Raw genomic sequence first — 26,588 nt, 5'->3', positions numbered from 1 at the left:
TTACAGTTGGCTCGAATACGCCAACATACAAACAAGATACGTGCCATAAAAAATAGCTATATATATCAATGACTTATAAACAAGGATGGAAGCCAAACTTCCGGTTCTCGGAAAGCATTAAAAACAAGAGGAAAGTGTCCACTTCCTCAACAATAATGCTGACGTTACTCGCTTTGACATCAGAACAAGCATTCGCCAACACCAATGACAAAACCCTCAGCGTTGAAGAGATAAAATCCGTTGTAGCAACGGATTTCGAACAAGAGGTGGATCGCGTAGCGCTCTCCAATCAGTGGGGGGAGTACAAACTGGACTTCGACATGTGGGTGCCCGGTTCTGCCAATCACTTGCCAGAATGTCAATCGCCTTTAGTTATCACAGGTCGTGACAACAACACGTTGCCAGTCGGTAACCTCAAGCGCTCAGTCAGCTGCGACAATATCGCATCACCATGGCGAATTAACGTTACGATAAAGTCTTCGCTGACTCTGCCTGTTTTAGTCGCGACAACCACGGTTGGCCGAAATGAAGTCGTAACGGCTAAACACATAAAGCTTGAAACCCGAACCATCTCTCGCCAAGACGATTTTTATACTCGCCCCGAGCAAGCAGTAGGCTTAGAAACCTCTCGTCGTTTGAGGGCTGGACAAGTGGTTAATCCATCCAATTTGTCGGCCCCACCTCTAATCGAGAAAGGCAATGAAGTCATAGTCATTGCGAGCAAAAATGGATTTAGTGCCAGCACAAAAGGAGTCGCCTTAGAAGATGGAGCGAAAGGGCAACAAATTGACGTGGAAAACCCAAGTTCGGGCAAGGTCATAAGAGCAGTCGTAACTGGATTAAACCAGGTTCATACTCAATTTTGATTTTTTGACTCGGGGTAACATTTTTTAATTTTGGCTCTCGTCAGTAACACTGAACTTCGAGTACAAAAAAAATATTTAATGTTTATCACATTCTAACCGCCTACTTAATTTAGAACATGATGATGAGGACCACAGCATGAAAATCGACAAAGTCGCGGGCGGTCATGTCCCACAAACAAAATTACAGCAAGCAAGCAAACAGCCTGTCGACGTCGTCGAACAGAGCAAAGTACACGAGCCTGCATTTCAAGCGAATACCTTAGCGATAGATCGCGCTCAAGCTGAAATGGCATCACTACCTGATGTTGATATGGAAAAAGTAGAACAAGTACGCAACGCATTAGCGCGTGGTGAACTTAGCCTAGATACAAAAGTGCTATCCAAGGCAATCATGCAGTTCCATACAGGTCACGAGTAATAAAACGCTAGGAAGACATCATGGCAAGCGCAGTATCGCAGCGAATTCAACAATTTGTTCGCTCTATATCTGAGGATATTAAGCTTTATCAACAACTGCTTCCTTTGCTTCAGCAGCAAAAGGTATTGTACTTAAAGTTTGATGGAGAGGCACTGAACGACAATGTTCAGAAACAAATGCCGATACTCAATAAACTCAGCCGCTCCGCCAATGACAGAAGCCAGTGTATGCGAGCGCTGGGGTTAGCGTGTAATGACGCCAGCGTAAAACGAATTTTCAATGCTTTGCCTGCCCAAATAGGTATGCAAGCTAGAAAACAATGGGCGCTATTGGAAACGTTGGTAAGTCAGTGCCAACAATACAATCAGAGCAATGGCCACAGCTCTGCGGCGTTCCATGAGTTGGTCAGTCAACTCAAACAACCTGTGCAACACACTTATGAAGATAAATCGTTCTAAACGATGTTCGTCTTGCCTACAGATTCAGTCGCCATCTCGGCTGAGTACTGTAGGCCTTTTTATTTTTATTGCCTTTCTGTCCTACCTTCCATTCACATGCCAGGCAAAACCAAATGCTGTCGATATTCAAACGCAGTATCAAGTATTAGCCCCATACAAACCACAAATTGCCAAGCGTCTCGATTCATCCAAACCGGTAATTAACCACATTTTCAAACAGCTTCAAAACCACTCATTACCAAATAGCCTAGCCTTAGTGCCAATGTTAGAATCTTCTTACAACCCCAAAGCCGTTTCTCACGCTAACGCCGCCGGACTTTGGCAACTGATACCAGCCACAGCGAAACGTTTCGGATTAACGATAAATACAAAACAAGACGATCGCTTTGACACAGAAGCTAGCACAACGGCCGCGCTCAAGTACCTGGCGTTTTTATACAACAAATTCGATCAAAATATGGCTCTCACTTTAGCTGCATACAATGCCGGAGAAGGACGTGTTGCACGTGCTATTCAGCGAGCAGGAAGTCGAGATTTCCAACAACTCACGCTGCCTAACGAGACTCGCCAATATGTCAGCCGCTTCTATGCATTGGAAAAGTTGATAGATATCGGTCAGTTACAATCCTCATCATTTCAACCTTTACTCTTGTTTGCTCCAGACACTCCTATGATTTCACAACCGCTGGTCGACTTTAGCCGACTGCCTCCGCTAGTTAATTTGTGATAAAAGCTACGACAGAGCTCAATGTCAGAGAAACGTAAAATTACAAGATCCTGTTCGGCGAATTTGAAAACTCGTGATCTCTATGCAAACGTGTGCAAAAAAGTTGAGGTAAGGTATCTCAAAGATAAGAAAGAGTAGTGGTTTACTAAAAAGCGCCCCAATTGCGCTTGGCAATTGGGTAGATATGCGTCACATTGCGTTTGCAAAAAACATTAAAACCAATGGTCAGACCTAATAATTATTTACACACTAAATGTAAAACAGCTATTGTTTTCATAGTTCGAAACAAATCTAACATATCAAGATGACGCTTCGCTTGCGCGTCTGGAATAAGTCCGGGTTCCGGGGGGGAGTCCGGACTTTTTTATTGCTCTAAAATCTTTACCAACAATAGCGCCAACAGAAGCTAAGTCGTAATGATGCAAGCTAGCTGTTTATAGTAATTCTTTAGAAATCAACTGAAGCAAAAACGTTTCGCGCTCAATGCTCATGCCTTTTTTCGGGCTTTCTGCCATCGTTTTTTCATTGTGTGCAATTGCTTCGTGTATGTTCATCCATACCGGGCGCATTCCATTTTTAACTTCGTAATCTTCATACGCCGTTTCGCCTAGCTCACGTTCGATTTTACATGTATAACAATACGACACCATGTGCATCACGTCAGCGTCATCCTTGTACCACGGACGAAACTCCTCAAAGATTCCGAAAGGCTTAATACCATGTATATTTTGGGCGCCCGTTTCTTCCTCTAATTCACGGACTAATCCAGCAATGACATCTTCACCATCATCAATACCACCGCCTGGTAGCGTGTAGTCATGGTAACGTTCTGTATAGAGCAACAGCACATCTTCACCATCAAGTACAATGGCTCGCGCTGCATTGCGCTGAAAAACAATTTTGTCATCCAAATGCTCTATGTCTGGATGAACGGTCGATTTTAAATGTCTCATCGAAAATACCACGGTCAATGTTTTGTGCGCATATTACCGAATTTCACACTTTAAATCATTGTTGTAGACCAGGTACGTTCGAGCGCTTGTCAGGAAGTGATTGATATGACCTTCACAACAATACGCCTAGAACAGAAGTGTGACGTGCTAATCAGCAATAAATGAGAATATCTAAATTCTTATACGTCCCTCTTACTTTTAACATCGATAAGACAATAATCTCTTAAAGTTGCCTATAATCAATACAATACTCGCCCACCCCATGCGGAGATAAAGAATGAAAAAGACAAATTTAATGATGGCTATGGCTGCAACATTGGTACTGGCTGGTTGTTCAACTTACGAGGGAGCGACCCGATCAACTGAGTATACCTCCGTTGCAAATCCCGCAGCCGTATACTGTGTTCAGAAAGGTGGTGAGCTGGATACCGTGTCGGAAAACGGCGAACGTGTCACTTACTGTGTGCTGTCGGACAATGAACGCGTCGAGCAATGGGAATACTATCGCGAGAATCACAAAGAAAATGAGGGTGACAACTACTAATTATTTTTATCGATACGTCACCTTCCCTCTATCACTTAGGAGCCTTTGGGCTCCTTTTTTATTTGATTTATCAAAGTGTTCTTACGTTGTTTTTACATATCTCTGACTTTACCGCACACCGACCCTATATCGAACAGTGTTCTATTCTTGACATTCTCCTGACATAACTTTCCACTTGGACAATAAAATTCCAAACACAGATCACACTAATTCACATTTCTTCCACATTTTCTGGGACAGGTGAGCAAGATGAAAACACAAATAGTAAAAGAAGCCGAGTCAGCCCCAAGCAACGTTGTTACTGAAAAATCAAAGCGCATTATTTATAAATCGAGTTTAAACGCCTTGATGATTGTCGCTATAAGTATTCTCGTTAACCTTAGTCTTCGTCTTGATTATGTCGTGTTGGGATCAAGCCTTGGCGAGCTTTCCGTTACAGAAACGCTCCAGCTTGTGATGCTTGCTATTGCATCATGGTCGTTTTTCAGCTTATCGAAACAACAGCCTCAGCTAAAGCATGCGGCTATTTTGATTGCAGGATTTTTTGCAGTACTGATTATTCGCGAAACGGACTATTGGACAGACATGATTCATCATGGCTCTTGGGTTTTCCCAGCACTTGCTGTCACCGCACTGGCTTGCGCCAAAGCTTACCAAGGTGGTAAAGGTACCATGAACGAAATGGCGACCATTTTAACGGTACCACATATGAAGCTATTAGTTGGTGCTGTAATGCTATTATTAGTCTTCTCTCGTTTGTATGGTATGGGTAGTTTTTGGCAACAAGTGATGGACGAAAATTACATCCGTGATGTTAAAAATATCTCAGAAGAAGGTATAGAACTGCTTTGCTACTGTTTGATCGCATTAAGCGCCGTCCGCACAAAACGCGAGCTTAATGAATAGACTCTGGGTCAAAGAGACGGTTCAATGCCGTCAGTATCGGATGGAAGATACTTAATGCCTTTTCCGCAGCACCTACAGATTCATCCAAGGCCGTCATTTCGACGGCCTTTTTCATTTCTTCAATATGTTGCAAAGCCTCTTTATCGAGCGGTAAAGAGAGCAATTTGTGAATAGCATCTCTTGCGATCATAAGTGGCTTTTTTCGGACAATTGATAAATCTCGGAAAAATGCGCCATGCTTGATCCCTTCTAAATAAACTCGGTAGGTTGTGAGTTCATCGAGTAGCAAGAATGTCTCCGCCATAAGCCCTTTATGTGGGTATGGCACGCTAATATGTTTGCTGATATCCAGTGGAATATTGAGGGTCACCCCCATGGATTCGCAATCGGATTTAAGTACTCGTAATAAGCCTTGCTCATCCATCAAATTCTGGATATCAATGATTCGTTCGAGGTGGTAGTCATTAGACAGCAAGATAACCTCAACCGGATGCCCCGACCATAACTCGAACAACCCACTTTTGCACAAAACTTGGGAAACATAACGCATGTTTTGAAACGTGTTCAACGACTCCGTTTCTAAGAGTATATGACGTTCAGGGAACGGATTCACAGAGTCTGCGTTTAGGGTTCTAAAATACGCGTACATCGCCTCTGCTTCAGAAACACTTTGTCCTTGCGTTACTCCGCCACAAAAAATAATCGCCGTTCGCTCTGTCGGTAGTGATGCAGTCCTACAAGACAAAGCTTCGACTCTTGTTATGCCCTCAGAGGTCAACCTGTTATTGACGAGACGTTTACCTAAAACGATGACGATGTTGTCTAACTTCATTTTAAAATCTCGCGCTTAGTTGGCAGTGTTACAAAAATCTTCTTTCACTCCCGACCCACAAGCTTTAACATCTAGTTAACAACACTGTTCTAGAGACCTTTATAAAGGTTCACTGCTAAAGGAAGTCAATTATGCTGTCGATTTTCGATATATTTAAAATTGGTGTCGGGCCATCCAGCTCCCATACTAATGGTCCTATGCTTGCCGGATTCCATTTCACTCAGCTAGTTAGCGACTCTATGGCGAAAGTGCATCGGGTGCAAGTGGACCTTTATGGCTCATTGTCACTGACAGGTCGAGGGCACCATACAGACCGAGCCACGGTCCTTGGTTTGATGGGAAATAAACCTGATACCATCAAAATGAGCAGTGCCAAAAGTGCGCTACAAAATACCATAGACAATAATACGCTCATGCTCGCCGGTACACACCAAATTGAGTTTAGCTACGACCATGACATCGTCTTTCATAGCGACAACCTTCCCTTGCATGAAAATGGCATGACGATTACGGCATTAGACGCTGCTGGAGATCAAGTAGCGTTTGAAATTTATTACTCCATTGGGGGCGGATTCATCGCCACCGCCGACGAACTAGAGAACGGCACGCAACAAGATGAGGTCGCAGTACCATTTCCGTTTACATCCGCAGATGAGATGCTGGAAAAAGCCGAGACGAACGGTTTCAGCTTGGGAGGCATGATCCTCCAAAACGAACTCGCATTTCGCTCAGACGAAGAAATTAACCAAAGAGCAGAGCAAATTTGGAAAGTGATGTCGCTCTGCATGCAACGTGGCTTCGATACGGAAGGGATTTTGGAAGGTGGTCTAAATGTCACTCGTCGAGCACCAAACCTTTTGAAAAAGCTCGAAGCCAACGCTGCAATTGAAAACGATCCGATGGAGATCATGGATTGGATCAATCTCTTCGCCTTTGCGGTTAGTGAAGAAAATGCAGCAGGAGGGCAAGTCGTCACTTCTCCAACGAATGGTGCAGCAGGGGTGATTCCGGCGGTATTGATGTACTACCATCGCTTCATCAAAGAGCTCGATGTTAAACAGCTAAAAGACTTTCTCGCAGTCGCCGGCGCTATCGGCATCTTATATAAAACTAACGCGTCAATTTCTGGTGCAGAAGTGGGGTGTCAGGGAGAAGTTGGGGTTTCTTCATCCATGGCTGCCGCTGGCTTAACAGCGCTAAGAGGGGGCAGTAACGAGCAGATTTGTATTGCTGCGGAAATTGCGATGGAGCATTCATTGGGTATGACTTGTGACCCGATTGGCGGCTTGGTTCAAGTACCTTGTATTGAAAGAAATGCCATGGGAGCAATGAAAGCGATTAATGCATCGCGTATGGCATTAAAGCGCACAAGTAAATGTTTAATTTCGTTAGATAAAGTTATCGAAACCATGTATCAGACTGGTAAAGATATGAATAAAAAATACCGTGAAACCTCTTTGGGGGGCTTAGCTGTCATTCATATGGCACCGCCATGCGAATAATGGCAAGTGGTCATTGCGCTTAGCTTCTCACCATACGCTTATCTGGTAATTATGATCTGATGATATTACATATAGAAATGCCGCGTTCTTCGCGGCATTTTCTTAACAAGAAACTATTCGATTAATCACGTCGACCACGAAGTTCAATTTTTTGAGTTGCAGCATCCGAATGGATTGTTACACCGCCATAGGCCATTTCATTGCGACCCTTCAGCGTCAATTGAGAATCTGCACGCTCTACGTCAACCTGATTTTTCGTTGCCATCGTCATATCAATCGTGCCCGTGTATGACCCATCGCCAGCAAATGCTACGTTTGTTGAGCAAACCATCAAAACAAGTGCGATTAGTTTTTTCATACATCACCTCTATTATCGTTCTTACTTTCTGTCGGTGGAAAAACTGTAACAACAGAAACGCGCTCATACGAGGAAAGCCATTATTTACCAAATGGAAATCCATGCTAATAAACTGATGTAACCAAGAATAACTTATCGTTACCTTCAATAAATCAGGGATAAGGCAGCAACTTAAATTGACCGAGCGTTGTCTTTTCTTAAGAAATTCAGCGATATGATTTGTCGACAAAAGCCAAGCGAGAGAATGTATGAGCGTTAATCTGGATATTCAAAACATTTTGGTATTAAAACGGATGTATGAGCTACGTAACGTCCGGTTAGTCGCAGAATCACTCGGTAAAACGTCAGGAGCAATCAGCAAAAATCTGACTAAGATGAAAACTCAGCTCAATGATCCGCTATTCGTTCAGACCAAAAGTGGCTTTGAACCAACAGCTTTTGTGGAAGCGAACATTGCGCATTTTGAGCAAATAATCAACAGTATTGATTCCATCAAACCACAGCATTTTTCACCAGCTCATTTTGACGGTTCAATCACTATTTATGCCAACACATTGTTTTGGGAGTACTTTGGTGACAAGTTTTACTTGGAGTTACTAAAGCACGCCCCAAACGCAAAATTCTCATGTTTGCGCTGGGGTAGCGAAGCAAAAAAACGATTAATTGACGGTGAAAACGCCATTGCGATTCATTACTTTGATGAAGATCTGCCACAGTCAATTGTTCAGACCGAACTAGGGCGAGGAAAAGCGGTATTTTTTGTTCGAGAAGATCATCCCGCTCAAAACTCCCAAGAACTAGAAGAATACCCTTTTATACTTTTTAAAACGCCGGGATGGAACGACTACCGATACCCAGTGTTAGAAAGGCTCAAACATATGGGTTTTAGAACCACGCCTAAAGTGGAAATTGAGCATCCAGCGATGATTAAAAAAGTGCTTCTGCAAACGAATCATTTTGGCATAACGATGAGTGGACATGTTCCTAAGGGTTGCCGGAGTATCGCGCTTCCTGCTGGGCTAGAGCTTGATGTTCGCTACGTGATGAGCTGTCGTCGCTCTCAACAGCAAGCTCCGGTAAATCAGTGGTTATTAGATGTCATTAAGCATGTCGCTCAGTCCTAGACTGATGACTTGCTACTGCTAATAATAGCCAAACCACACATGCGCTCTACTTACTCGCTGAACGAACATTAGAGACTCTGTATTAACCATTGAGCAAAGGTGTTTACGTGTGATTTTTCGGATGCTCGAACCATCATATAATGTGCACCAGAACTTGGCATATGCCAATTTCCAGCCTGGACTAATACGCCCTGTTGCAGCTCATCCTCAACAAGAAAGTCTCTTACCAGCAACACGCCAAGTTGATTAATCGCAGCATGAATAGCAAGCAATGAGTGTTCAAACTCGGCGACGACTTTGCTCACCTTCCCTTGATAACCTTGGTGCGTAAGCCACTCTTGCCAAGATTCATGATAACCGCTAGTACAGATTTTAGGCGCTTTAGCTAACTGCGAGAGGTCATTTATCGGGTTTAAATGCATAAAGCCGGGGCTTGCGACAACAATCCAGTTTTCTTGGGTTAATCGTATGGCTTCTTGCTCTTGCCAATCTCCATCTCCGTTAATAATTTCGATATCCGCAATCGCACTGGCGTTTGGAACTGTATTAGCAGTTGTCGAGACTTTAAAGGAAATGTCTGGGAATTGTCGCTGAAAATCAGCCAATCTTGGCATTAACCACTGAGAGCAAAAGCTGTGAGCGACATGTAAGTTAACTTGCGTATTCTTGGGACGAGTAAATAAATGCTGCGTCGTGGTCGATAATGTTTGAAGCACATGATTAACCACAGGCCAGTATTCTTGTGCGGAGCAGGTCAGCGTAAGGTGAGTGCCCTTGCGCTCGAATAACGTCGCATTAAGCTGTGACTCTAGCGATTTCACCTGTTGGCTGACGGCCGCACGAGTCACATTTAGCTCCTCTGCAGCTTTTGTAAAACTCTGTAGTCGAGCCGTGGCTTCAAAAGCTCGGAGCAAATTGAGCGGCGGTAAACTTTGCATATCATTCTCCCAAACACTTGGCTGTCATGCTATGAACTGGTGATGACAAATTGATGAAGGTGCTGAGTTTACGTATGTTGAGCACATGTCAAAGCGTCCCGATATAACTATGTTTCTACACAACTACTTAGTTAGTTAAGCGGGATCAAAAAAGCCAGCGTGATACACGCTGGCTTTTGGAACTTTATCTTAAGCAGGAATTATTCTGCTTTTTCAGTTGTTTGGTATTCAAACGCAGGAACAACCACTTCAACACGACGGTTCATTTGACGACCTTGACGTGTCTCGTTGCTTGCCACTGGGTTAGCTTCACCCATGCCTTTCACTGTCATACGCTCAGCCGCAATACCTTTTGCTTGGAACTCGTCAGCAACGGCTTTCGCACGTTTTTCTGTGAGTTGTTTGTTGTAAGCAGCAGAACCTGTCGTATCGCTGTAACCCGTGATCTCAACTTGAGCTTGTGGGTAAGTATTCATCAAATCAACGGTACCAGAAAGGTTCGACGTGTCTTTCACTTCTGCACTTTCTAAGTCGAATTGTACTGTCGCTGTTGTTTGAGCAGGGTAAACGTGATCTACAATGCGTGTTGCAGGACGTGCTTCTACCACCTCTTCAACGGCTTTTTCTTGAACGACTGGCTCAGAACCAAACTTGTAGTTGAAACCGATACCGAAGAAATCTGAATCCATGTCTTCAATTACATCATCAGACATATCTTGGTAGCGTTGGTATTCAGCACGTAGGCTCCAGTTGTAGTTGATTTGGTATTCAGCACCCAGAGAGCCAGTTGGTACGAAATCTTTCTCGTCACCAGCCATCATGTATGCAGCACCAACTTTCGCGAATAGATTCCAAGAATCCGTTAGCGGTAGGTTAAATTTAGGAGCAAGCGTCAACGCCCAAAGATCACCATCAACGGTGTTTAGGCCTGGCTTTTTGAAGTTTGCAGTGAAGTCACCAAGGTAATCAACACCATACTCTGCTGCAACGTACTTGTTGAAGCTGTAGCCTAAGTGCATAGATGCTGCAAAACTGTCGTCGTCACAAGGTTCGTTTAGGTAACACGCATCGTTTAGAGAGTTGTAACCTATTTTACCGCCCATGTAAGTGTCAGCAAGTGCAACGTTTGAGATCACACCACCAGCAAGTACAGTAGCCACTGCTATAGCGATTTTTTTCATTATTCTTTTCCTTTTTCTTGTACACAAAGCAACACATCGCGGCAGCATACTGCCGTAAAATATGAAGCCGTAACTTTCTCTTTTCTTCGAATAGAAATAGCTAAATAGCGTAGGAAAGAATCAAAAATGATATTCAAACGCCAATGACGTAAAACGGAAAAAGGTAACCTCAAGACCATCTATTCATGAGCTTCATCCGCATACCCAACCGAAAAATAAAGTTCGTTGCGTTGGTTTAGCCATAGTCAATTCGTTGCGGAGAATATCACAAAGAAGCCAACTTTCTGTGACGCAAATCACCATAAAAAGCCACTTTCTCAAATTTAAGAATCATCATTTAAGCTTGTGAATGGCAACAAATTTTTACAGGGGAGCGTGGATATGGAGAGCACAAAAAAACAGCTCATTTAAAATGAGCTGTTTTCGAAATAATGAAAAAGCGTTAACTCGTCGCGCTAAATTTTATCCGCTACGGTTAACGTTGCAGCTAATACATCTTGTCCAAACAAGACACTACGCTCAGGAGACCAACCGTAAAGTGGATCTGGGTGATTGTTGTTATCTTTAAATGGCATTTCGATTGTGTAAGACAAGCATTTGAACTGCTCTGCAACCCAATTTGAACCCACAGTCAAATTCGCTTTACCAGGCTCATCTTTATCGTAACCAATCTCATCTTGGAACTCTGGCGTAATAGTCAATAACGCTTGCTTAAATGATGTCTCTAAAGCGGCAAGATTTTCATCGTAAGAAGGAATACCTTCTGAGCCAGCGACGAAGTTATAAGGAATCGCTTCATCGCCATGGATATCTAAAAACATGTCAACACCCGTTTCCAGCATGCGCTGACGCACAAGGTAGACTTCTGGGCTCTTTTCCATTGATGGCGTTTGCCATTCACGATTTAGGTTTACGCCTACTGCGTTGGTACGCAAGTGACCGCGAATACCACCGTCTGGGTTCATATTTGGTACGACGTAAAGCACCGCTTTTTCAAGCAATGCACGCGCAACCGTGTCGTTTTCATCTAACAGACGTTGGATCATACCTTCCATGAACCATTCCGCCATTGTCTCACCTGGGTGCTGACGTGCAATCATCCAGATTTTCTTTTTACCTTCTTCTGGCTCACCGAAAGTAAGCAGGCTCATATCATTGCCGTCTAATGTGTGGCCTAGTGTTTCAAGTTGGCAGTGGTGCGCGCTTTGTGCCATGTGTAACAAGTCTAAATGGCGATCGTACGTGTATGGCGCAAAGTACGCGAAGTAAATTGAGCTGCGCTCAGGGATTACAGTGAAAGTCAGCGTGTCGCCATCGAACTCTGCCGGTACTCGGAACCATTCTTCACGATCGTAAGACGCAACCACATCGTAACCTTGCCATCCTTCTGGATAAGCCGATTTAGCCAAATCAAGCAATTTGATGGTGTGTGATTGCTCGGCTTCTGTCTCAAGACGGAAGTGGAACCACTGGTAGAATTCCGACATATTGTCGTTAGGAATTTTGAGTTGGATGTCGTTTTTGTCGTCCGCTTTCACTACGTGAATGCTGCCGCTATCGAAGTTGCTGAATACTTTCATTTTATGACTCACCTTTTAAATCTGAGCTTGAAAGACAGAGGCTAACACAAGGCTTCATCGCGCCCCAATGACTTTCACTGCAAACTGTCTCGTTTGTGGCTAAAGTCTTCAGTTTAGTCAAGCTTATCCGCTTTGCCTGCTGGTCCTGCAAGTTTTGCTAGCCACTTATCCCAGATAAACGGCGTTTTCTCGTTATCTTCTGCTTCCTCTTTTCGACGTACCGCGTTGCGCACTATCATAGCCCCGGTCCAGCGAAGCGGTTCTGGTGGGAAACACCCCAACGGTCCTTTGGCTAAACCACTGTTCGTCCACTCGTTATCGATTCCCAATATCAATGAAGATAGGATCTTTCCGCCCATGCGAGTCTGCGCTACACCATTGCCTGAATAACCAAATCCGTAAAAGATATTGCTCTGTTTATCTAGATCGCCGAAAAAAGGGAAACCAGTAGCAGAACGATCAGAGCCCCCCGTCCATGAATAAGCAAACTCCTCGCCTCTCAAACGAGGAAACAACTTATCGAACGACTTACGCAGTAGACCTTGGTAGCGTGTTGGCTTGTTAAACATTGCGTCAACTTGGTTATTGAAAGAAAACTGATTGCCGCCTTTCCCCAACATCAAACGGCCATCTGGCGTATCTCGGTAATAGTGTACAAAAATACGAGAATCCAACACACTAGAACCTGCCTGCCAACCAGATTGAGGTAGTGCGTCACCAAGCGGCTTGGTGATCACCATGTCGGAAGAGACCACCACGATACTGTTTTTAAACTGTTTAAACTGCTCCACCATCCATGCGTTCAATGCCAACACCACCTGCTGCGCTTGAACATTTCCTTTAGGTGTACAGACAGTGGCAGGTTTTCCATAATCTAGACGCGTCATCGGCGTATTCTCATAGATTTCAACATCCAACTCCATTGCGACGCGTCTTAATCCTCTCGCCAATAAAGCAGGTTGAACGCTGGCTGCAACTGGAGAGTGAAAGCCTTCTATATTGCGCGGCGATCCCGCATTGGCACGCAGTTCCTCCACCGAGCAACGACGCCAACTGTTCACTTCTAATCGCTTTAACTCGTCCACAACTGGCTGCATTCCCCCAGTTTGAGCCTGATTGGTTGCAGTGTAATAAACCCCTTTCAACGATAATTGCGCATCGATGTTGTGCTGCTGACAAAAGTCGTCAATCTCTAGCACTGCTTGTTCCGACTCTTTTACCAACCAAGCAGCATGTTCTTCACCGAATAACCGTTTCAATGTCGGAAACTTTGTCGACCAAGTCAGCATACAACCGCCGTTTGCGCCCGATGCACCACTGCCACAAAGGCCTTTTTCAATCACGACTACCTTTTTTTCCGGAGATTGCTGCTTAATCATAATCGCGGTCCAAAGTCCGGTGTATCCGCCACCAACAATCGCAACGTCAGTATTAATGTTCTGCTGTAACGGTTGTGGCGTTTCTGGTTGCTCAGCTTCAATTGCCTGCTTGAACCAATATGAATGATGTGTCATCGGGTATCCTCGTTAGTGCGTTACATCCATTTCCGCAAACACTTTACAAACGATGATGACAATCAACGAGCAAGAAAATCTAACGCTGAGCGATAGAAAATGTTGCACTGAGAGTGTGCGAATTTTCGCTTCCAACAAAAACAAAATGGGGAGCTCGTGGCTCCCCAAAACAAACAGCAAAAATATTAGTGGTAAACAATTCGAGTCCGTCTTACTGGTTAATATTTACCGGTATCACGCATGCGGTACTCGTATTGAACATTGAGAATAGGCTGGTAAACAACTTGCCCGTCACTTTGCAAGAACTCATTTACCATGACTTTTGAGTCAGTGATAGAAAACGATTGGCGATCAACATACGTTGTAAGGCTCGTAAACTCATCACGGAGTTGTCCAGATGATTTATTTTGGTAGCTTTGGATCATGTCTCGGCCCATTTCATAAGCCGCTTGTTTGCTATCCATTACGTCGCCATGGATAGTTTCGGTATCGTTTGTCCAATGATAACCACCAGCAAGAGCCATAGAAGGTGCAGCAATCAGAGCAATCGTACTTGCTAAAGTTGTTAAGCGTTTCATAAACCTCTCCTTACTTACCTTTACATCGGGCCAAAATTGGCTCGATACTTATAAGGTACGTATAAAGACCTAAAACACGTCAAAACAATTTCAAATAATGTTCAATTTTCGTTCAACTTATTTCACATTAACTTAGCAACTCAACGTCATATTCAGCCGACATTCGCATTTTCTTCCTTTTGAACAATGGGTTTCAACCTGACATTTCCTTACCAAACCATACAATACCTAAGGTCAATTTTCTCTTAGAATTCCAGCAAAAGAACAGTGTTCAAAACCTTACAAAAACGTCGGACACAGCAAAAACCACCTCTTTTCAGTCGTGCTTTGCATTCCTCCTTTTCGGGTTCTTCGCTGCTCGTCCGTCGGTTCTTAATTGTCGCTATTGAGCACAAGTTAATCTGGAGTGAAAATGACCGCGAACAAATCTATTTTTTACCATAGCAAATCGATTTACTCAGATGATTATGCTGATGTCTACAAGCCAATTTGGACCTACAGAGCTAAGTTCATCTTACGTGCGCTTTATTACAAACGTGCATTTAAGCACCTTTCAGACAATATTGAATCGTCATTGTTAGAGTTGCTTTGTACACGTACGCATCGGTTTTTAGAGAAACCGTTTCGTCCGTATATCATCAAAAACAACTCAGCGTTCGATCGTTCTAACTTGGTAGTTGATCACTATAAAACTATTTCAGAACTGTTTTCTAAACAAACAATCGAAGAAATCTACACAGACTCGAAAGGCCTAACATTAGCCTCTTTTGAAATTGACGAAATACTGTACTCGGTGAGATTAGTATACGAAGCACGTTATCAAAAAGAAGGCGACATGAGCCTAGTGCTGCACAGCGCTGAAGATGGCAACTTCTACACGCTCTCTTTTACGCTAGGTCACATCGAATCTGGACGCAGCATTATGATTGGAGGCTTACAAGGACCGCGAAGCAGTGAAGAAAACAACGCGAAAATTAAAAAGCTAACTCGTAAGCTTTACGGACAGAGACCAAAAAGCTTGATGGTGAGCTTGCTCACTTTGCTCGCACAAATTTGGGAAGTAAATACGATTCTAGCGGTGAAAACGCAGTCCCATACTTACGCAGCTAAACGTTACAGCAAAGGGCGAATAAAAACGGATTACGATGCACTCTGGCAAGAATTGGGCGGCACCGAATACAATCGTCATTTTTACTCAATTGATGTAAATGCACCCCGTAGAGATATCGAAGGCATGTCGCGCTCTAAGCGTTCGATGTATCGTCGCCGTTATGAATGGCTAGACAACACCAAGGTCACTTTCGAACAAATATTAAAAGGCGAGCAAGCTAAAAGCTAAGGAGAAGCGTTCATGCGTTATTCATTCATTACTGCTTTAGTGTTGTCGGCTTTTTCTTTGTCAGCCAATGCAGAAACCAGTGAGCACATCATAGGTACAAACATTGGCTATGGCGATGTGAACTACGATGCTCCGACAAGCAAAGAATCAGGCGACATGTTCTTAGGTGAAATATATTACCGCTACATGCCAACACATAACTTTGGTATCGAAGCAGGTTATAAAGGCGCGTTTGACGGTATCGGCTCGATACTCGTGAGTCCGATTTCAGAAGTCACCGATACGAGCTTCTCCGGACCTCGCTTGAGTGGCTATGCTAGCTATCCTCTGGGTTCAGGTTTCGAACTGTACGGCAAGGCAGGTGTCACTCTCTACACTCTCGAATACACTTATAAAGTGAACGGTCAGAGCAAGAACATCGAACACTCAAGTGTCGGAGGTGAAGCGGCTGGCGGTATCGGCTGGAGCTATAAACACTTTGGTTTGAATGCAGAATATGTGTACTCAAAAAACAGCGATTTTGACTCTAGCGGCGTGATGTTTGGTGCGCAACTGCGTTTTTAAACAAGGCTTACAAGTTAATGTAAATTACCACCTTCTAAAGAAGGTGGCTTTGTGTGAGCCCCCTAAAAGGGGGCCTTTGTTTAGTCCAGCGCCAATTGCTGCTGCTCTACTCGCTCTTGCTTCTCTTGATGTCTTACATATCGGCGTTTTATTTCTTCATTGATTCCAACACTATCGACAAAATAGCCTCTTTGCCAAAAGTGATTACCCCAAAGCCTGTTCTTCCTAAGGTGAGGAAACTTGCTAAATAGCTTTAAGGCTATTTTGCCTTTCAATACCCCCATCAACTTGGATATCGAAAGCTTTGGTGGGACCTTTACAACTAAATGTACGTGGTCAACTTGTACGTTTAGCTCTACGACTTCACATCCAAGTTGATTACAGTAAACATAAATACATCGATAAACTTCTTTACCTATATTGTTCTTCAAGATCCTAAATCGATACTTTGGCGTCCACACTATATGGTATTGACAACGCCAAAATACGTGGGAAGCTTGATTGTATCTACTCATGTTATTTGTCCTCTTTGACTTCTGGAAAAATCAAAGACGCATTTAACATGAGTAGTTTTACAGGCAAAGCCGAAACGGATGATAACCACCTACTGAAGTAGGTGGTTTAGGGCTGAAAACAAAAGGCAGCGAGAGGCTCATTCGCTGCCTTTTTTCGTGAATATAGGTCAATACGCAAGCGCGAGAATGATCCCCGCCACGATAGAAGTAACGCCAAGCCCTCGGGTGAGATACCATTTCTCAGACAGAAACCAAATCCCCATAAACAATCCAAACACAATGCTGATTTGCCTTAGTGCCACCACCAAACTCACGTTGTCTGTCATGGTCATCGCAAACAGCACCAAGCCGTAGGTGGATGCCATCATTACCCCTGCCATGCTGGCTGTTTTGCGGATCTGCCACGCAGTCTTAATCTCATCTGGCTTGCCTGTAACCAAGCACCACACAAGGGCAGGAATACCAATTGCCCAAAACTGCACGCCCAAATAGAAGATTGCACTGTACTGATCATTCAAGATCTCTGGCGCTTGCCCTGTGAGTAAACTCAGCGCTTCTTTATCAACCACGGAGTAACCCGTTGTGCCTATTGCGGCAATTAATGCCCAGAACACACCGACATTCAAATAAGAGCTCAGCGTCATCTGACGAAAGTTCGTCAGTGGTACCAGCATACAACCAAGGGTTATCAGCAAGAATCCAAGCCACTGCTGACTGGATAATTCATGCCCCAATGCCACACTGATTGCGCCAACCATCATCACAGGCAGTGCCCGAGCAATCGGATAAACCACGCCCACGTCTGCGTGCTTATAAGCGACAATCAAGCCGACCAGATAGACCATTTGTGAAATGCCGCTAATGAACAGCAATCCCCAAAATTCACTCGGTAATGATGTCCAGCCAATGGTCGCCAAATACCAAATCAAATAAGGGGTAAGAATGGCACAGGCAGAAAAGCTGGCGGCCATGGTAAACGCGAGTCCAGAGCCTGAGTTGCTTTTACCAAGAATATTCCAACCCGCATGGAGAACAGCAGAAAAAACGACGAGACCAATCGCCAACAAATCCATTTCAATGTTCCTGTTTGAATAAAATAAAGGCCCCGATATGGAGCCTTAGATGATGAGAAAATCCACTTAGCGATTGAGTTCCGCCAGAGATTCAATGCTGATGGCATCGTGTCGCCAATACTCGATATCGCAATCAATCAATTCACCGTGCTGATTGTAGTTGATGCGCTCCACTACCATCGCTGGCGTACCGGCTGTCGCGCGCAATGCTTGAGCCATTTCACCCAACAAAGTGCTGGTTGAAATGCGGTAGCGAATCTTTTGATATGTAACGCCATAATGATCGCGATAAATGTCCGTCAGCGAATTTGATAAATCGTAGTCCAACAGGTTCGGAAACAGCTCTGGGCGAATGTAGTTTGTTACGAATACCACAGGTCTATCTTCAAGGTATCGCACACGGTCGACTCGATACACATCCGAGAAAGGCTGCAAGTCCAGCAAACGCGCCGCTTGTTTGTTTGCCAACGTCCCTTTTGCTGCAACCAACTCCGTTTTTGGCACACGATTTTGCGCTTTCGCCATGTTCGGGAAGTTTAGCGTTTGGGTTGGGTCGTAACGCAATGGCTCGGGTGAGATAAACCAACCTCGGCGATCTTCGCGATAGATTCGACCTTCTGCTTCTAGCAGTGATAAAGCTTCACGCAAAGTAACGCGTGTAGTATCGAACGACTCCGCCAACTTACGCTCTGCTGGCAGTTTTTGACGCGGCGATAGCATGCCCGCTTCAATCTGTTCAACAATCGAATCTTTAATTTTTACGTATTGCACGAAGTGTCCTTATCTTTTGCGCCAAGCTTGTGTGCGATTTTCTAACAATTTACCCAAAGTCATCTGAACAATCTTCGCAATTGCGGCAGCAATCATGATCATCACAGCCATAGCTGCTGCAGCGCCAGTTTGACCTGCATCGTCCATATTCAGAATTGAGACCGAAGCCGGAATCGTATCGGTTGAGTAAAGGAATACTACCGCAGAAGTGGTGGTCAATGCATTAACAAACAAGTAAGTCGCAATGTCCAAAATCGCAGGTAAACACACAGGTAATGTCACTTTAAAGAACAACTTGTATTGAGGAAGCTTCACCGATGCCGCCGTGGCTTCAATCTCCGATGGCAACTGCTTTAGCGCTGTCAGGGCGGTCATGTGACCCACTGTGTAGTAATGCACTACCGTGTTAATCACCAAGAATGCCATGGTGCCATAAAGCACGTTCAGAGGATTGTTCGCATCATTGAAGTAAAAGATGTAACCCAAGCCAAGCACCATACCCGGAACCGCCATTGGCACCACGCTGAGCATTTGCATCACTTGACGAATTGGACCAAACGCACGCCCTTTCTCAATGCAGTAAGCACCGACAAAGATGATGGCTGTACCAATAACCGCTGTCCAACCTGCCAGCGTTAGCGAGTTGAAGAATGGGCTCCAACCGTAAGTGCTCATTTCGGCAAAGTTGTAGTTGTTTAACGTTAGAGCTTTGTTCCAAGGCCAGAACGTAACTAACGAGCCATACACCGCCATACCAAGCACTGCCAACACTGCAATAGAAATGATGCTGCAGTAAACCAAACAAATGCTGTCGCGCGCTTTGTTAGGTTCTGGCTGATAAGGCACCGAGCGAGTGTCAAATAAGCTCTTTTGCTTTTTCTGTACCCAGCGGTCTGCTCCAAATGCCATTACCGCAGGGAATAAAAGCATAATGCTGGTCACCGCCCCCATGGCAAAGTTTTGTTGCCCCACGACTTGCTTGAAGATGTCAGTCGCCAGAACGTTGTAGCTGCCACCAATCACTTTCGGCACACCAAAGTCCGTGATAACCAGTGTAAAGACGACGATAAGCGTACTGATCAAACCGTATTTCGCCGCAGGTAGCGTCACCATAAAGAAGGTTTTGATGGGCGATGTTTTAAGTGCGCGGGCAGCTTCATACAAACGGGCATCTGAAGTGCGCAGCGAAGTAGTCAAAATCATCAATGCATGAGGGAAGGTCCAGAAAATCAAACCCATCGAGATACCAATCACGCCGTAAATCGAGTTTCCTAACAACATCTCTTTGGCAATGCCTTGATTACCGAAAAGGAAGATCAAACTGATCGCTGGTAACAGCGAAGGCGCAAGAATTGGCGCAGTACCTAGGATTTGGAACAAACCTTTAAACGGCATGCATGAACGAGTCAGCGCGTAGGCATAGCCAAATGCAAGCACACCGACTAACGAGGTCACTATCACGCCCAAAGTGAAGGTGTTGCCCACCGACACCCACAAGCTTGAAGAGGAAAAGTACGTCGCAAAGTTTGCCAATCCGACAAATTCGCCATTGGCATTTTGCACACTCTTGGTCAACATAGCCCAAAGCGGCATTAAGATGAACAACACCATCATGGTCGACAAGCCAGCGAGCAAACCAAACAACACAAGGTTGTCGCGGCTAACACGTCCGAGTAGGGATTTTGCTTTGTCTTGCGTGGTCAGGCTATTCATCGTCATTGTCTTCGCATCCATGTTTACACCTACGCCGCTAGCGCTTTATCAACCGAGGGCACGGCGTAACCATGCAGCCCTTCTTCAGCAAACTGGATGTAACGTACATCGCCCGCCTTGATATTGAGTTTTTGAACCGTTTCCACAGGCACATCCACGACGATGGTTTTCGTTGAGCTGTCGTTTTGCAATACGCAATCAATGCGGAAAAACGCCCCTAGAAACTCGGTTGCGGTAACTCGCACAGGTAAAGAGTTGTTGTAGTTTTCAACGAACTTGATGCTTTCAGGGCGCACCGCAAGGTCGAAGCGGTCACCACGTTGGATCTCACGATTGGTCAAGCTTGGCGCTGGCATTAGGGTTTCTGCAATGCGCACTTGGGAGTCCGTAGCTACTGAGGTTTCAATAAAGTTCATGCTGCCGACAAACTCAGCGACAAAGCGCGTTGCTGGTTGTTGGTAGATCTCTTGAGGTGTACCGACTTGCTCAATCACGCCATGGTTCATTACCACGATACGATCCGCCATCGACAGCGCTTCGTCCTGATCGTGCGTAACCATGATGGTGGTGATGCCAAGCTTACGTTGCAGCTTGCAAATCTCGTCACGTAAGTGAACACGTACTTTTGCATCCAGCGCTGACAGCGGCTCATCCAATAACAATAAACCCGGAGACAACGCCAATGCACGAGCCAAAGCAACACGCTGCTGCTGACCACCAGAAAGCTGGTTAGGGAATTTCTCGCCAGAGGTTGGAAGACCAATGGTTTCTAACCAGTAATCCACCTTCTCTAACGCTTCTTTGGTCGACATGCCTTGGTTCTTCAAACCCACTGCAATATTCTCTTGCACAGTTAGGTTCGGAAACAGCGCGTAAGATTGGAATACAATGCCGAAATCGCGCTTCTCTGGTGGTAGGAATGTGGTCTCTTGACCGTTTTGAAAAATCGCACCAGACGTTGGCAAGTCTAAACCTGCAATAGCACGTAGCAGAGTGGTTTTACCGCAGCCAGAAGGACCAAGAAAACAAACAAACTCGCCCTTCTCAATCGCTAGCGAGATTTTCTTTAATGCTGTGAACTGTCCGAATTGCTTCACTACATTTTCGATATTTAGGTAATGTTGGTTAGTTGACATAACACACGCTCCAAATGGTATATACCAACTTTAGTTTTGGAGTGTTACGTTCCAATGACAAATTTATAGCCAGAAGATGACAAATAGATGAAGGGAGATGAGAGTGGTAATTAGAGATTCCCGACTTTCTTAAGTCCGTCGTTCCAGCGAACCTAGGTGAGACTAGGAATCTACTTGCAGCAAACTCTGAAATAACAGAGAAAACAAAAAATCCACCTCAACCGAGGTGGATTTCAGTATTCAACTCAAAGCAAATTCGATTAAGACTTTGGCTCTGATTTCGCGTCGAACTTCTCAGACCATGCCGCTAGAATCTCTGCACGCTTGCTGCCCATTTGCGCGAAGTCCATCTTCGCCATGTTCTCTTGAACGTTCGGGAAGTTAGACACGGTCGCTTTCACTTCTTTATGTGCAACCACTGGGTACATTTCTACGTAAAGCTCGTTTGCTGCTTTAGAGATTGACCAGTCGACAACACGTTTCGCTGCATCAGACTCTTTTACTAGACCAACAGCTTCTGATTCCCAGCCGATGCCTTTTGGTGTGATAACCGCTAGTGGTGCACCTTGTGTTTTCAGCTTCGCGCCGCGGCTTGCCATAGAAATACCAATAGCCACTTCACCCATGCCCGCTTGAACACATGGCTTAGAACCCGAGTGCGTGTAGTGTGCAATGTTCTTGTCTAAGTCACGCATGTAGTTCCATGCCTGATCTTCACCCATGTTTTGTAGCCAGGCAGAAACCTGCATATAGCCAGTGCCTGAAGACGCTGGGTTCGGCATTGCAATGTGACCTTTGTAAACCGGCTTCGTTAGGTCTTCCCAAGATGTTGGTTTCGGTAGGTTAAGTTGTTTCGCTACCGCTTCGTTGAAACAAACTGCGTTAAAGAACGCATCGTTACCGAACCAAGCTTGGTTTGATTGAGGGTCGTTTAGGTTCGCGTGCAGCTCTTCCAAACCTTTTGGTGTGTAAGGCTTAAGGAGACCTTCATCTTTAAGCAGTGCCATTGACGAGCCAGCAAGACCCCAAACCACTTCCGCTTGAGGGTTGTTCTTTTCTGCCAGCAATTTCGCCGTCATGATACCGGTGGAATCGCGAACCCACTTAATCTTGATATCTGGGTTATCTTTCTCAAACGCAGACTTGTATTTCGCAAGAATGTCAGTTTCGAAAGCGGTGTAAACCGTGACTTCCTGTGCTGCCATTGCATTCGTAGCTAGCAGAGAGACAAGTGCAGCCAGCGATCCTTTCATCAAACGGTTTTTCATCATTTTCTCCAGTTAATTTGGCTAAGTTTTAATTTGGTCTGTACCAGTTGACGATGTACACCCTACTGAGCCTTTGTGACGAATTCATGACCATTAAATGGCAGTTTTACGAAAATTTTCGATGAATAATCGTTCAATTGATCCACCATTTTCTGGATATTAAAGTTTTATGAAATTGGAGATTCGCCTATTTACTGCCCTCTTCTTCCTCGCTAGAGTGAACTCGAAATTTGGTGTAGACCAATTAGCCTATTCTGATGGAAATCGAGATGAAAAACGAATACCTACTACTGACTCCAGGTCCTCTATCTACTTCTGAAACGGTACGTGAAGCCATGCTTAAAGACTGGTGTACTTGGGATGATGAATACAACAAAGACATTGTAGAAGTGATCCGCACTAAGCTTGTAAAACTGGCGACGGAGCAAGACGGCTACACCAGCGTACTAATGCAAGGTAGCGGCACCGCATCAGTAGAAGCGACGATTGGCAGCGCCATTGGCAAAAATGGAAAATTGTTGGTTGTCGACAACGGCGCTTACGGTGCGCGTATCGCTCAGATCGCTGATTACCTAAATATTCCATGCCATGTAGTTTCCCCAGGCGAAACATCACAGCCACACTTGAACGAGGTGGAAACTGCATTGGCATCGGATCCTGCGATCACACACGTGGCGATTGTTCATTGCGAGACAACCACTGGCATGCTTAACCCAATTGAGGCATTTGCTTCTGCGGCAAAAGCTCACGGTAAAGTAGTGATTCTCGATGCCATGTCGAGCTTTGGTGGCATTCCTATCGATATCGCAGAGCTAGGCATCGATTTTATGATCAGCTCTGCAAACAAATGTATTCAAGGCGTGCCGGGCTTTGGCTTTGTGATTGCAAAACAAACTGAGCTAGAAAAGTGCCAAGGTCAGGCACGTTCTTTGAGCCTTGATCTTTACGACCAGTGGCACTGCATGGAAGTGAACCACGGTAAATGGCGTTTTACTTCTCCAACGCACACAGTTCGCGCTTTCTATCAAGCATTGCTAGAACTGGAACAAGAAGGCGGCATTGAGGCTCGTCATCACCGTTACCAAACTAACCAGAAAACACTGGTTGCAGGAATGCGTTCTCTGGGGTTCGAACCACTACTGAGTGATGACCTTCATTCGCCAATCATCACTTCTTTCTACTCTCCGACGCACAGTGATTACCAGTTCAAAGCGTTCTACACACGTTTGAAAGAGCAGGGCTTCGTGATTTATCCGGGTAAAGTATCGAACGCAGATTGCTTCCGCATCGGCAACATTGGCGAAGTTTACCCAGCAGATATCGAGCGCTTAATCGGTGCGATTGAAAAAGCAATGTACTGGCAAGTTGCTTAAAGCAGCCTTCTGATTGAGAGAGCGTTATGACTCAGAATATCAAACCGACCCATTTCCGCAGCGAAGGTGATGTCAACACGACACCAGCGCGCCAAGCTTGGAATGCATCGATGGACGACGAACGCACGCAAGCTTTGTTGAAGCGTGATTCGGAGGTCTTTCTTCATCAAGCCATGTCAACGCCTTGCTTAGATACCTTGGAAGCAGCAGAAGGCATCTACATCCAAAACGCCACCGGCAAAAAGTACATGGACTTCCATGGCAATAACGTCCATCAGTTGGGCTACGGTCATCCGCATGTGATTAAACGTGTGCAAGAGCAAATTGCCAAACTGCCGTTTTCACCACGTCGTTTTACCAACGAGACCGCGATTGAGTGTGCCGAAAAACTTACCCAAATATGTGGCGGCGAATTGAATCGCGTGCTGTTTGCGCCGGGTGGCACATCTGCAGTGGGCATGGCACTTAAACTAGCGCGCCATATCACGGGCAACTACAAGGTGGTGTCTCTGTGGGATTCCTTCCACGGCGCATCATTGGATGCCATCTCAGTGGGCGGCGAAGCGTGTTTTCGTCAAGGAATGGGACCATTAATGGCAGGTGTTGAACGCATTCCACCAGCAGTGTCTTACCGAGGCGCTTTTCCAGTCGCGGACGGCAGCGACGTACATTACGCCGACTACCTTGAGTACGTGATTGAGAAAGAAGGTGGCGTGGGCGCGTTTATCGCAGAAGCGGTTCGCAACACGGATGTACAAGTGCCGAGCAAAGCCTACTGGAAACGCATCCGTGAAATCTGTGACAAACACAATGTCATGTTGATCATCGACGACATCCCTAACGGCATGGGTCGCAGCGGTGAATGGTTTACCTACCAAGCCTATGACATCGAGCCAGATATGCTCTGCATCGGTAAAGGTTTGGGCGGAGGCTTAGTGCCTATCGCAGCCATGGTGACCAAAGACAAATACAACACTGCTGAGCAAATCTCCATGGGTCATTACACTCATGAGAAAAGCCCTATCGGTTGTGCTGCAGCATTGGCAACCATGGAAGCCATTGAGCAAGACGGCTTGCTAGATAAAGCCAAAGCCGACAGCCAGTTCATGCGTGAAAAGCTGCTAGAGATGAAAGCCAAGTACCCAGTGATTGGCGATGTGCGTGGCATCGGCATGTTGTGGGGTATTGAGTTGGTCACTGACCAAGAGAGCAAAGCGCGCGCCTATGACGAAGCAGAAGCCGTGCTGTACCAATGCCTCAATAACGGCGTGAGCTTCAAGGTATCGCAAGGCAATGTGATTCAACTCAGCCCACCGCTGATCATCACTCGCGAACAACTGACAGAAGCGTTGGCGATCTTCGAAGAAGCCATCGCCAAAGTGTGTAAAGACTTTAACTACATTTAGGGTCGATAGACCTCAACAAAAACCAATTTATCCAGAGCGCGGTTCCAACGTGTAGGCAGCGCTCTGGCAAGCAAGAAAAAGGATTGAACATGAGCAACTCACCAATTCAAGCAGTGATCTTTGACTGGGCTGGCACTATCGTCGATTTCGGCTCTTTTGCGCCAACCAGCATCTTTGTGGAAGCGTTCAAACAAGGCTTTGATTTTGATATCGATCTTGAAGAAGCGCGGGAACCAATGGGGCTTGGTAAGTGGGATCACATCCAAGCTGTGGGTCGCATCCCTGCAGTTGATAAGCGTTGGAATGAGAAGTTTGGTCGCTCAATGACCAGCGAAGACATCGACGCTATCTACGCAGCATTCATGCCTCTGCAAAAAGCAAAAGTGGCTGACCACGCAGAGCCAATCCTTAATGCGATTGAAGTTGTGAACGGTCTGAAAGACAAAGGCATCAAGATCGGTTCTTGTTCTGGTTACCCTCGCGAAGTGATGGATGTGCTGATTCCTGTGGCTGCGGATTACGGCTACAAACCGGATTACGTAGTAGCAACGGATGACCTGCCGCAAGGTGGTCGCCCAGCACCATTTATGGCACTGAAAAACGTGATTGAGCTGAATGTAACGGACGTTAATGCGTGTATCAAAGTGGATGACGCCGCACCGGGCATCGATGAAGGTCACAACGCCGGTATGTGGACCGTTGGTTTGCTGCTTTCTGGTAACGAAGCAGGTCTAACGTTTGAAGAATACCAAGCTGCGGACGAAGCAACGCTTAATGCTGCTCGTGAAAAAGCGCGTGCAAAATTGCTCAAGAGCTCGCCGCACTACCTTATCGACACCATTGCTGACTTCCCTGAAGTGGTTGCAGATATCGAACGTCGCCTAGCGGCAGGTGAGCGTCCTTAGTCGACAATCACTATTCTCACGCATAAAAAAACCTCTCAGCATCGAG

The 26,588-nt window shown here is 45.3% G+C and carries 27 protein-coding genes; 13 read left to right on the top strand and 14 right to left on the bottom strand.

Annotated elements, in window-relative coordinates; genetic code table 11:
• Nucleotides 1–68: 68 nt before the first annotated feature.
• The 4 genes from flgA (at nt 69) to MTF70_RS07205 (ending at nt 2,469) form a co-directional block, all read left to right on the top strand.
• Nucleotides 69–866, top strand: a complete 798-nt coding sequence (flgA, locus tag MTF70_RS07220) for a flagellar basal body P-ring formation chaperone FlgA (protein ID WP_031777223.1) — start codon at nt 69–71, stop codon at nt 864–866.
• A gap of 136 nt (nt 867–1,002) precedes the next feature.
• Nucleotides 1,003–1,284 (top strand): flagellar biosynthesis anti-sigma factor FlgM, encoded by a 282-nt coding sequence (flgM, locus tag MTF70_RS07215; RefSeq protein WP_054865453.1) that lies wholly within the window; start codon nt 1,003–1,005, stop codon nt 1,282–1,284.
• 20 nt (nt 1,285–1,304) lie between these two features.
• On the top strand, nt 1,305–1,742 hold the full coding sequence (gene flgN, locus MTF70_RS07210) for a flagellar export chaperone FlgN (protein ID WP_005374018.1): 438 nt from the start codon (nt 1,305–1,307) through the stop codon (nt 1,740–1,742).
• Nucleotides 1,723–2,469, top strand: a complete 747-nt coding sequence (locus MTF70_RS07205; RefSeq protein ID WP_025768021.1) for a lytic transglycosylase domain-containing protein — start codon at nt 1,723–1,725, stop codon at nt 2,467–2,469. The genes flgN and MTF70_RS07205 overlap by 20 nt, the downstream gene beginning before the upstream one ends.
• A gap of 434 nt (nt 2,470–2,903) precedes the next feature.
• Here MTF70_RS07205 and MTF70_RS07200 read toward each other — a convergent pair whose 3' ends face one another.
• Nucleotides 2,904–3,422: an NUDIX hydrolase gene (locus tag MTF70_RS07200; protein ID WP_005374021.1), complete on the bottom strand. Its 519-nt coding sequence runs from the start codon at nt 3,420–3,422 to the stop codon at nt 2,904–2,906.
• A 277-nt stretch (nt 3,423–3,699) separates the two neighbouring features.
• Between MTF70_RS07200 and MTF70_RS07195 the strand changes: the two genes are divergently transcribed.
• A complete protein-coding gene (locus MTF70_RS07195; protein WP_065275131.1) occupies nt 3,700–3,966 on the top strand; it encodes a DUF333 domain-containing protein in 267 nt (88 codons plus the stop codon).
• Between the two features lie 249 nt (nt 3,967–4,215).
• Nucleotides 4,216–4,872 carry a hypothetical protein gene (locus MTF70_RS07190; RefSeq protein ID WP_005374025.1) on the top strand — a complete coding sequence of 219 codons (657 nt, stop codon included), beginning with the start codon at nt 4,216–4,218 and terminating at the stop codon, nt 4,870–4,872.
• Here the strand turns inward: MTF70_RS07190 and MTF70_RS07185 are convergent.
• Nucleotides 4,862–5,704, bottom strand: coding sequence for a YdcF family protein (locus MTF70_RS07185; protein WP_065275130.1), 843 nt, complete (start codon nt 5,702–5,704; stop codon nt 4,862–4,864). The genes MTF70_RS07190 and MTF70_RS07185 overlap by 11 nt on opposite strands.
• A gap of 131 nt (nt 5,705–5,835) precedes the next feature.
• Between MTF70_RS07185 and MTF70_RS07180 the strand changes: the two genes are divergently transcribed.
• Nucleotides 5,836–7,206 (top strand): L-serine ammonia-lyase, encoded by a 1,371-nt coding sequence (locus MTF70_RS07180; RefSeq protein ID WP_065275129.1) that lies wholly within the window; start codon nt 5,836–5,838, stop codon nt 7,204–7,206.
• Between the two features lie 121 nt (nt 7,207–7,327).
• On the opposite strand, the gene MTF70_RS07175 is transcribed toward MTF70_RS07180, so the two are convergent.
• Nucleotides 7,328–7,564 carry a hypothetical protein gene (locus MTF70_RS07175; protein ID WP_005374030.1) on the bottom strand — a complete coding sequence of 79 codons (237 nt, stop codon included), beginning with the start codon at nt 7,562–7,564 and terminating at the stop codon, nt 7,328–7,330.
• A 248-nt stretch (nt 7,565–7,812) separates the two neighbouring features.
• On the opposite strand from MTF70_RS07175, the gene MTF70_RS07170 reads away from it, so the two are divergent.
• The gene (locus MTF70_RS07170) at nt 7,813–8,688 is read left to right on the top strand and encodes a LysR family transcriptional regulator (RefSeq protein WP_205461103.1); all 876 of its coding nucleotides are present in this window, start codon (nt 7,813–7,815) and stop codon (nt 8,686–8,688) included.
• 68 nt (nt 8,689–8,756) lie between these two features.
• On the opposite strand, the gene MTF70_RS07165 is transcribed toward MTF70_RS07170, so the two are convergent.
• From MTF70_RS07165 to MTF70_RS07145, 5 genes are all read right to left on the bottom strand, one after another.
• Nucleotides 8,757–9,626, bottom strand: coding sequence for a LysR substrate-binding domain-containing protein (locus MTF70_RS07165; RefSeq protein WP_205461104.1), 870 nt, complete (start codon nt 9,624–9,626; stop codon nt 8,757–8,759).
• A gap of 200 nt (nt 9,627–9,826) precedes the next feature.
• Nucleotides 9,827–10,807 (bottom strand): outer membrane beta-barrel protein, encoded by a 981-nt coding sequence (locus MTF70_RS07160; protein ID WP_054579230.1) that lies wholly within the window; start codon nt 10,805–10,807, stop codon nt 9,827–9,829.
• A gap of 455 nt (nt 10,808–11,262) precedes the next feature.
• The gene (locus MTF70_RS07155; RefSeq protein ID WP_017819760.1) at nt 11,263–12,387 is read right to left on the bottom strand and encodes a M14-type cytosolic carboxypeptidase; all 1,125 of its coding nucleotides are present in this window, start codon (nt 12,385–12,387) and stop codon (nt 11,263–11,265) included.
• A gap of 113 nt (nt 12,388–12,500) precedes the next feature.
• A complete protein-coding gene (locus MTF70_RS07150; protein ID WP_115386471.1) occupies nt 12,501–13,901 on the bottom strand; it encodes an FAD-dependent oxidoreductase in 1,401 nt (466 codons plus the stop codon).
• 218 nt (nt 13,902–14,119) lie between these two features.
• Nucleotides 14,120–14,479, bottom strand: a complete 360-nt coding sequence (locus MTF70_RS07145; RefSeq protein ID WP_064369428.1) for a DUF3316 domain-containing protein — start codon at nt 14,477–14,479, stop codon at nt 14,120–14,122.
• Between the two features lie 412 nt (nt 14,480–14,891).
• On the opposite strand from MTF70_RS07145, the gene MTF70_RS07140 reads away from it, so the two are divergent.
• Together MTF70_RS07140 and MTF70_RS07135 are read left to right on the top strand one after the other, a co-directional pair.
• A complete protein-coding gene (locus MTF70_RS07140; RefSeq protein ID WP_005374042.1) occupies nt 14,892–15,818 on the top strand; it encodes a VirK/YbjX family protein in 927 nt (308 codons plus the stop codon).
• 12 nt (nt 15,819–15,830) lie between these two features.
• The gene (locus MTF70_RS07135; RefSeq protein WP_005374044.1) at nt 15,831–16,382 is read left to right on the top strand and encodes an outer membrane beta-barrel protein; all 552 of its coding nucleotides are present in this window, start codon (nt 15,831–15,833) and stop codon (nt 16,380–16,382) included.
• Nucleotides 16,383–16,462: 80 nt separating this feature from the next.
• Here the strand turns inward: MTF70_RS07135 and tnpA are convergent, their stop codons facing one another.
• From tnpA to MTF70_RS07105, 6 genes are all read right to left on the bottom strand, one after another.
• On the bottom strand, nt 16,463–16,897 hold the full coding sequence (tnpA, locus tag MTF70_RS07130; RefSeq protein WP_205461105.1) for an IS200/IS605 family transposase: 435 nt from the start codon (nt 16,895–16,897) through the stop codon (nt 16,463–16,465).
• A gap of 167 nt (nt 16,898–17,064) precedes the next feature.
• The gene (locus MTF70_RS07125; RefSeq protein ID WP_193838042.1) at nt 17,065–17,970 is read right to left on the bottom strand and encodes an EamA family transporter; all 906 of its coding nucleotides are present in this window, start codon (nt 17,968–17,970) and stop codon (nt 17,065–17,067) included.
• A 66-nt stretch (nt 17,971–18,036) separates the two neighbouring features.
• Nucleotides 18,037–18,741 carry a phosphonate utilization transcriptional regulator PhnR gene (phnR, locus tag MTF70_RS07120; RefSeq protein ID WP_005442366.1) on the bottom strand — a complete coding sequence of 235 codons (705 nt, stop codon included), beginning with the start codon at nt 18,739–18,741 and terminating at the stop codon, nt 18,037–18,039.
• Nucleotides 18,742–18,750: 9 nt separating this feature from the next.
• Nucleotides 18,751–20,475 carry a putative 2-aminoethylphosphonate ABC transporter permease subunit gene (locus tag MTF70_RS07115; RefSeq protein WP_205461106.1) on the bottom strand — a complete coding sequence of 575 codons (1,725 nt, stop codon included), beginning with the start codon at nt 20,473–20,475 and terminating at the stop codon, nt 18,751–18,753.
• A gap of 8 nt (nt 20,476–20,483) precedes the next feature.
• A complete protein-coding gene (locus MTF70_RS07110; RefSeq protein WP_025768029.1) occupies nt 20,484–21,590 on the bottom strand; it encodes a putative 2-aminoethylphosphonate ABC transporter ATP-binding protein in 1,107 nt (368 codons plus the stop codon).
• A gap of 260 nt (nt 21,591–21,850) precedes the next feature.
• Nucleotides 21,851–22,861, bottom strand: coding sequence for a putative 2-aminoethylphosphonate ABC transporter substrate-binding protein (locus tag MTF70_RS07105; protein WP_005384363.1), 1,011 nt, complete (start codon nt 22,859–22,861; stop codon nt 21,851–21,853).
• Between the two features lie 266 nt (nt 22,862–23,127).
• Here MTF70_RS07105 and phnW point away from each other — a divergent pair, with 266 nt between their 5' ends.
• The 3 genes from phnW to phnX all read left to right on the top strand — a co-directional run bounded on the left by phnW (nt 23,128) and on the right by phnX (nt 26,542).
• The gene (phnW, locus tag MTF70_RS07100) at nt 23,128–24,231 is read left to right on the top strand and encodes a 2-aminoethylphosphonate--pyruvate transaminase (RefSeq protein WP_025768030.1); all 1,104 of its coding nucleotides are present in this window, start codon (nt 23,128–23,130) and stop codon (nt 24,229–24,231) included.
• A gap of 26 nt (nt 24,232–24,257) precedes the next feature.
• Nucleotides 24,258–25,637 (top strand): aspartate aminotransferase family protein, encoded by a 1,380-nt coding sequence (locus MTF70_RS07095; RefSeq protein ID WP_025768031.1) that lies wholly within the window; start codon nt 24,258–24,260, stop codon nt 25,635–25,637.
• A gap of 89 nt (nt 25,638–25,726) precedes the next feature.
• A complete protein-coding gene (gene phnX, locus MTF70_RS07090; RefSeq protein ID WP_025768032.1) occupies nt 25,727–26,542 on the top strand; it encodes a phosphonoacetaldehyde hydrolase in 816 nt (271 codons plus the stop codon).
• The last annotated feature ends 46 nt before the right edge of the window (nt 26,543–26,588 follow it).

The sequence above is a fragment of the Vibrio sp. 2CM40D genome (genome assembly GCF_023161825.1).
In the GTDB taxonomy this organism is placed as follows: Bacteria; Pseudomonadota; Gammaproteobacteria; order Enterobacterales; family Vibrionaceae; genus Vibrio; species Vibrio alginolyticus.
This window is presented reverse-complemented; position numbering and strand designations above follow the sequence as displayed.

Bases quoted from the DNA above. Each gene is read 5' to 3' on its own strand.
- MTF70_RS07195 (WP_065275131.1), top strand. From the start codon at position 3,700: ATGAAAAAGACAAATTTAATGATGGCTATGGCTGCAACATTGGTACTG.
- MTF70_RS07110 (WP_025768029.1), bottom strand. From the start codon at position 21,590: ATGTCAACTAACCAACATTACCTAAATATCGAAAATGTAGTGAAGCAA.
- MTF70_RS07170 (WP_205461103.1), top strand. From the start codon at position 7,813: ATGAGCGTTAATCTGGATATTCAAAACATTTTGGTATTAAAACGGATG.
- MTF70_RS07175 (WP_005374030.1), bottom strand. From the start codon at position 7,564: ATGAAAAAACTAATCGCACTTGTTTTGATGGTTTGCTCAACAAACGTA.
- MTF70_RS07115 (WP_205461106.1), bottom strand. From the start codon at position 20,475: ATGGATGCGAAGACAATGACGATGAATAGCCTGACCACGCAAGACAAA.
- MTF70_RS07200 (WP_005374021.1), bottom strand. From the start codon at position 3,422: ATGAGACATTTAAAATCGACCGTTCATCCAGACATAGAGCATTTGGAT.
- flgN (WP_005374018.1), top strand. From the start codon at position 1,305: ATGGCAAGCGCAGTATCGCAGCGAATTCAACAATTTGTTCGCTCTATA.
- MTF70_RS07155 (WP_017819760.1), bottom strand. From the start codon at position 12,387: ATGAAAGTATTCAGCAACTTCGATAGCGGCAGCATTCACGTAGTGAAA.
- MTF70_RS07160 (WP_054579230.1), bottom strand. From the start codon at position 10,807: ATGAAAAAAATCGCTATAGCAGTGGCTACTGTACTTGCTGGTGGTGTG.
- MTF70_RS07150 (WP_115386471.1), bottom strand. From the start codon at position 13,901: ATGACACATCATTCATATTGGTTCAAGCAGGCAATTGAAGCTGAGCAA.
- phnW (WP_025768030.1), top strand. From the start codon at position 23,128: ATGAAAAACGAATACCTACTACTGACTCCAGGTCCTCTATCTACTTCT.
- MTF70_RS07165 (WP_205461104.1), bottom strand. From the start codon at position 9,626: ATGCAAAGTTTACCGCCGCTCAATTTGCTCCGAGCTTTTGAAGCCACG.
- phnX (WP_025768032.1), top strand. From the start codon at position 25,727: ATGAGCAACTCACCAATTCAAGCAGTGATCTTTGACTGGGCTGGCACT.
- MTF70_RS07190 (WP_005374025.1), top strand. From the start codon at position 4,216: ATGAAAACACAAATAGTAAAAGAAGCCGAGTCAGCCCCAAGCAACGTT.
- tnpA (WP_205461105.1), bottom strand. From the start codon at position 16,897: ATGAGTAGATACAATCAAGCTTCCCACGTATTTTGGCGTTGTCAATAC.
- flgA (WP_031777223.1), top strand. From the start codon at position 69: ATGACTTATAAACAAGGATGGAAGCCAAACTTCCGGTTCTCGGAAAGC.
- MTF70_RS07140 (WP_005374042.1), top strand. From the start codon at position 14,892: ATGACCGCGAACAAATCTATTTTTTACCATAGCAAATCGATTTACTCA.
- MTF70_RS07105 (WP_005384363.1), bottom strand. From the start codon at position 22,861: ATGATGAAAAACCGTTTGATGAAAGGATCGCTGGCTGCACTTGTCTCT.
- MTF70_RS07135 (WP_005374044.1), top strand. From the start codon at position 15,831: ATGCGTTATTCATTCATTACTGCTTTAGTGTTGTCGGCTTTTTCTTTG.
- flgM (WP_054865453.1), top strand. From the start codon at position 1,003: ATGAAAATCGACAAAGTCGCGGGCGGTCATGTCCCACAAACAAAATTA.
- MTF70_RS07125 (WP_193838042.1), bottom strand. From the start codon at position 17,970: ATGGATTTGTTGGCGATTGGTCTCGTCGTTTTTTCTGCTGTTCTCCAT.
- MTF70_RS07095 (WP_025768031.1), top strand. From the start codon at position 24,258: ATGACTCAGAATATCAAACCGACCCATTTCCGCAGCGAAGGTGATGTC.
- MTF70_RS07180 (WP_065275129.1), top strand. From the start codon at position 5,836: ATGCTGTCGATTTTCGATATATTTAAAATTGGTGTCGGGCCATCCAGC.
- MTF70_RS07145 (WP_064369428.1), bottom strand. From the start codon at position 14,479: ATGAAACGCTTAACAACTTTAGCAAGTACGATTGCTCTGATTGCTGCA.
- MTF70_RS07185 (WP_065275130.1), bottom strand. From the start codon at position 5,704: ATGAAGTTAGACAACATCGTCATCGTTTTAGGTAAACGTCTCGTCAAT.
- MTF70_RS07205 (WP_025768021.1), top strand. From the start codon at position 1,723: ATGAAGATAAATCGTTCTAAACGATGTTCGTCTTGCCTACAGATTCAG.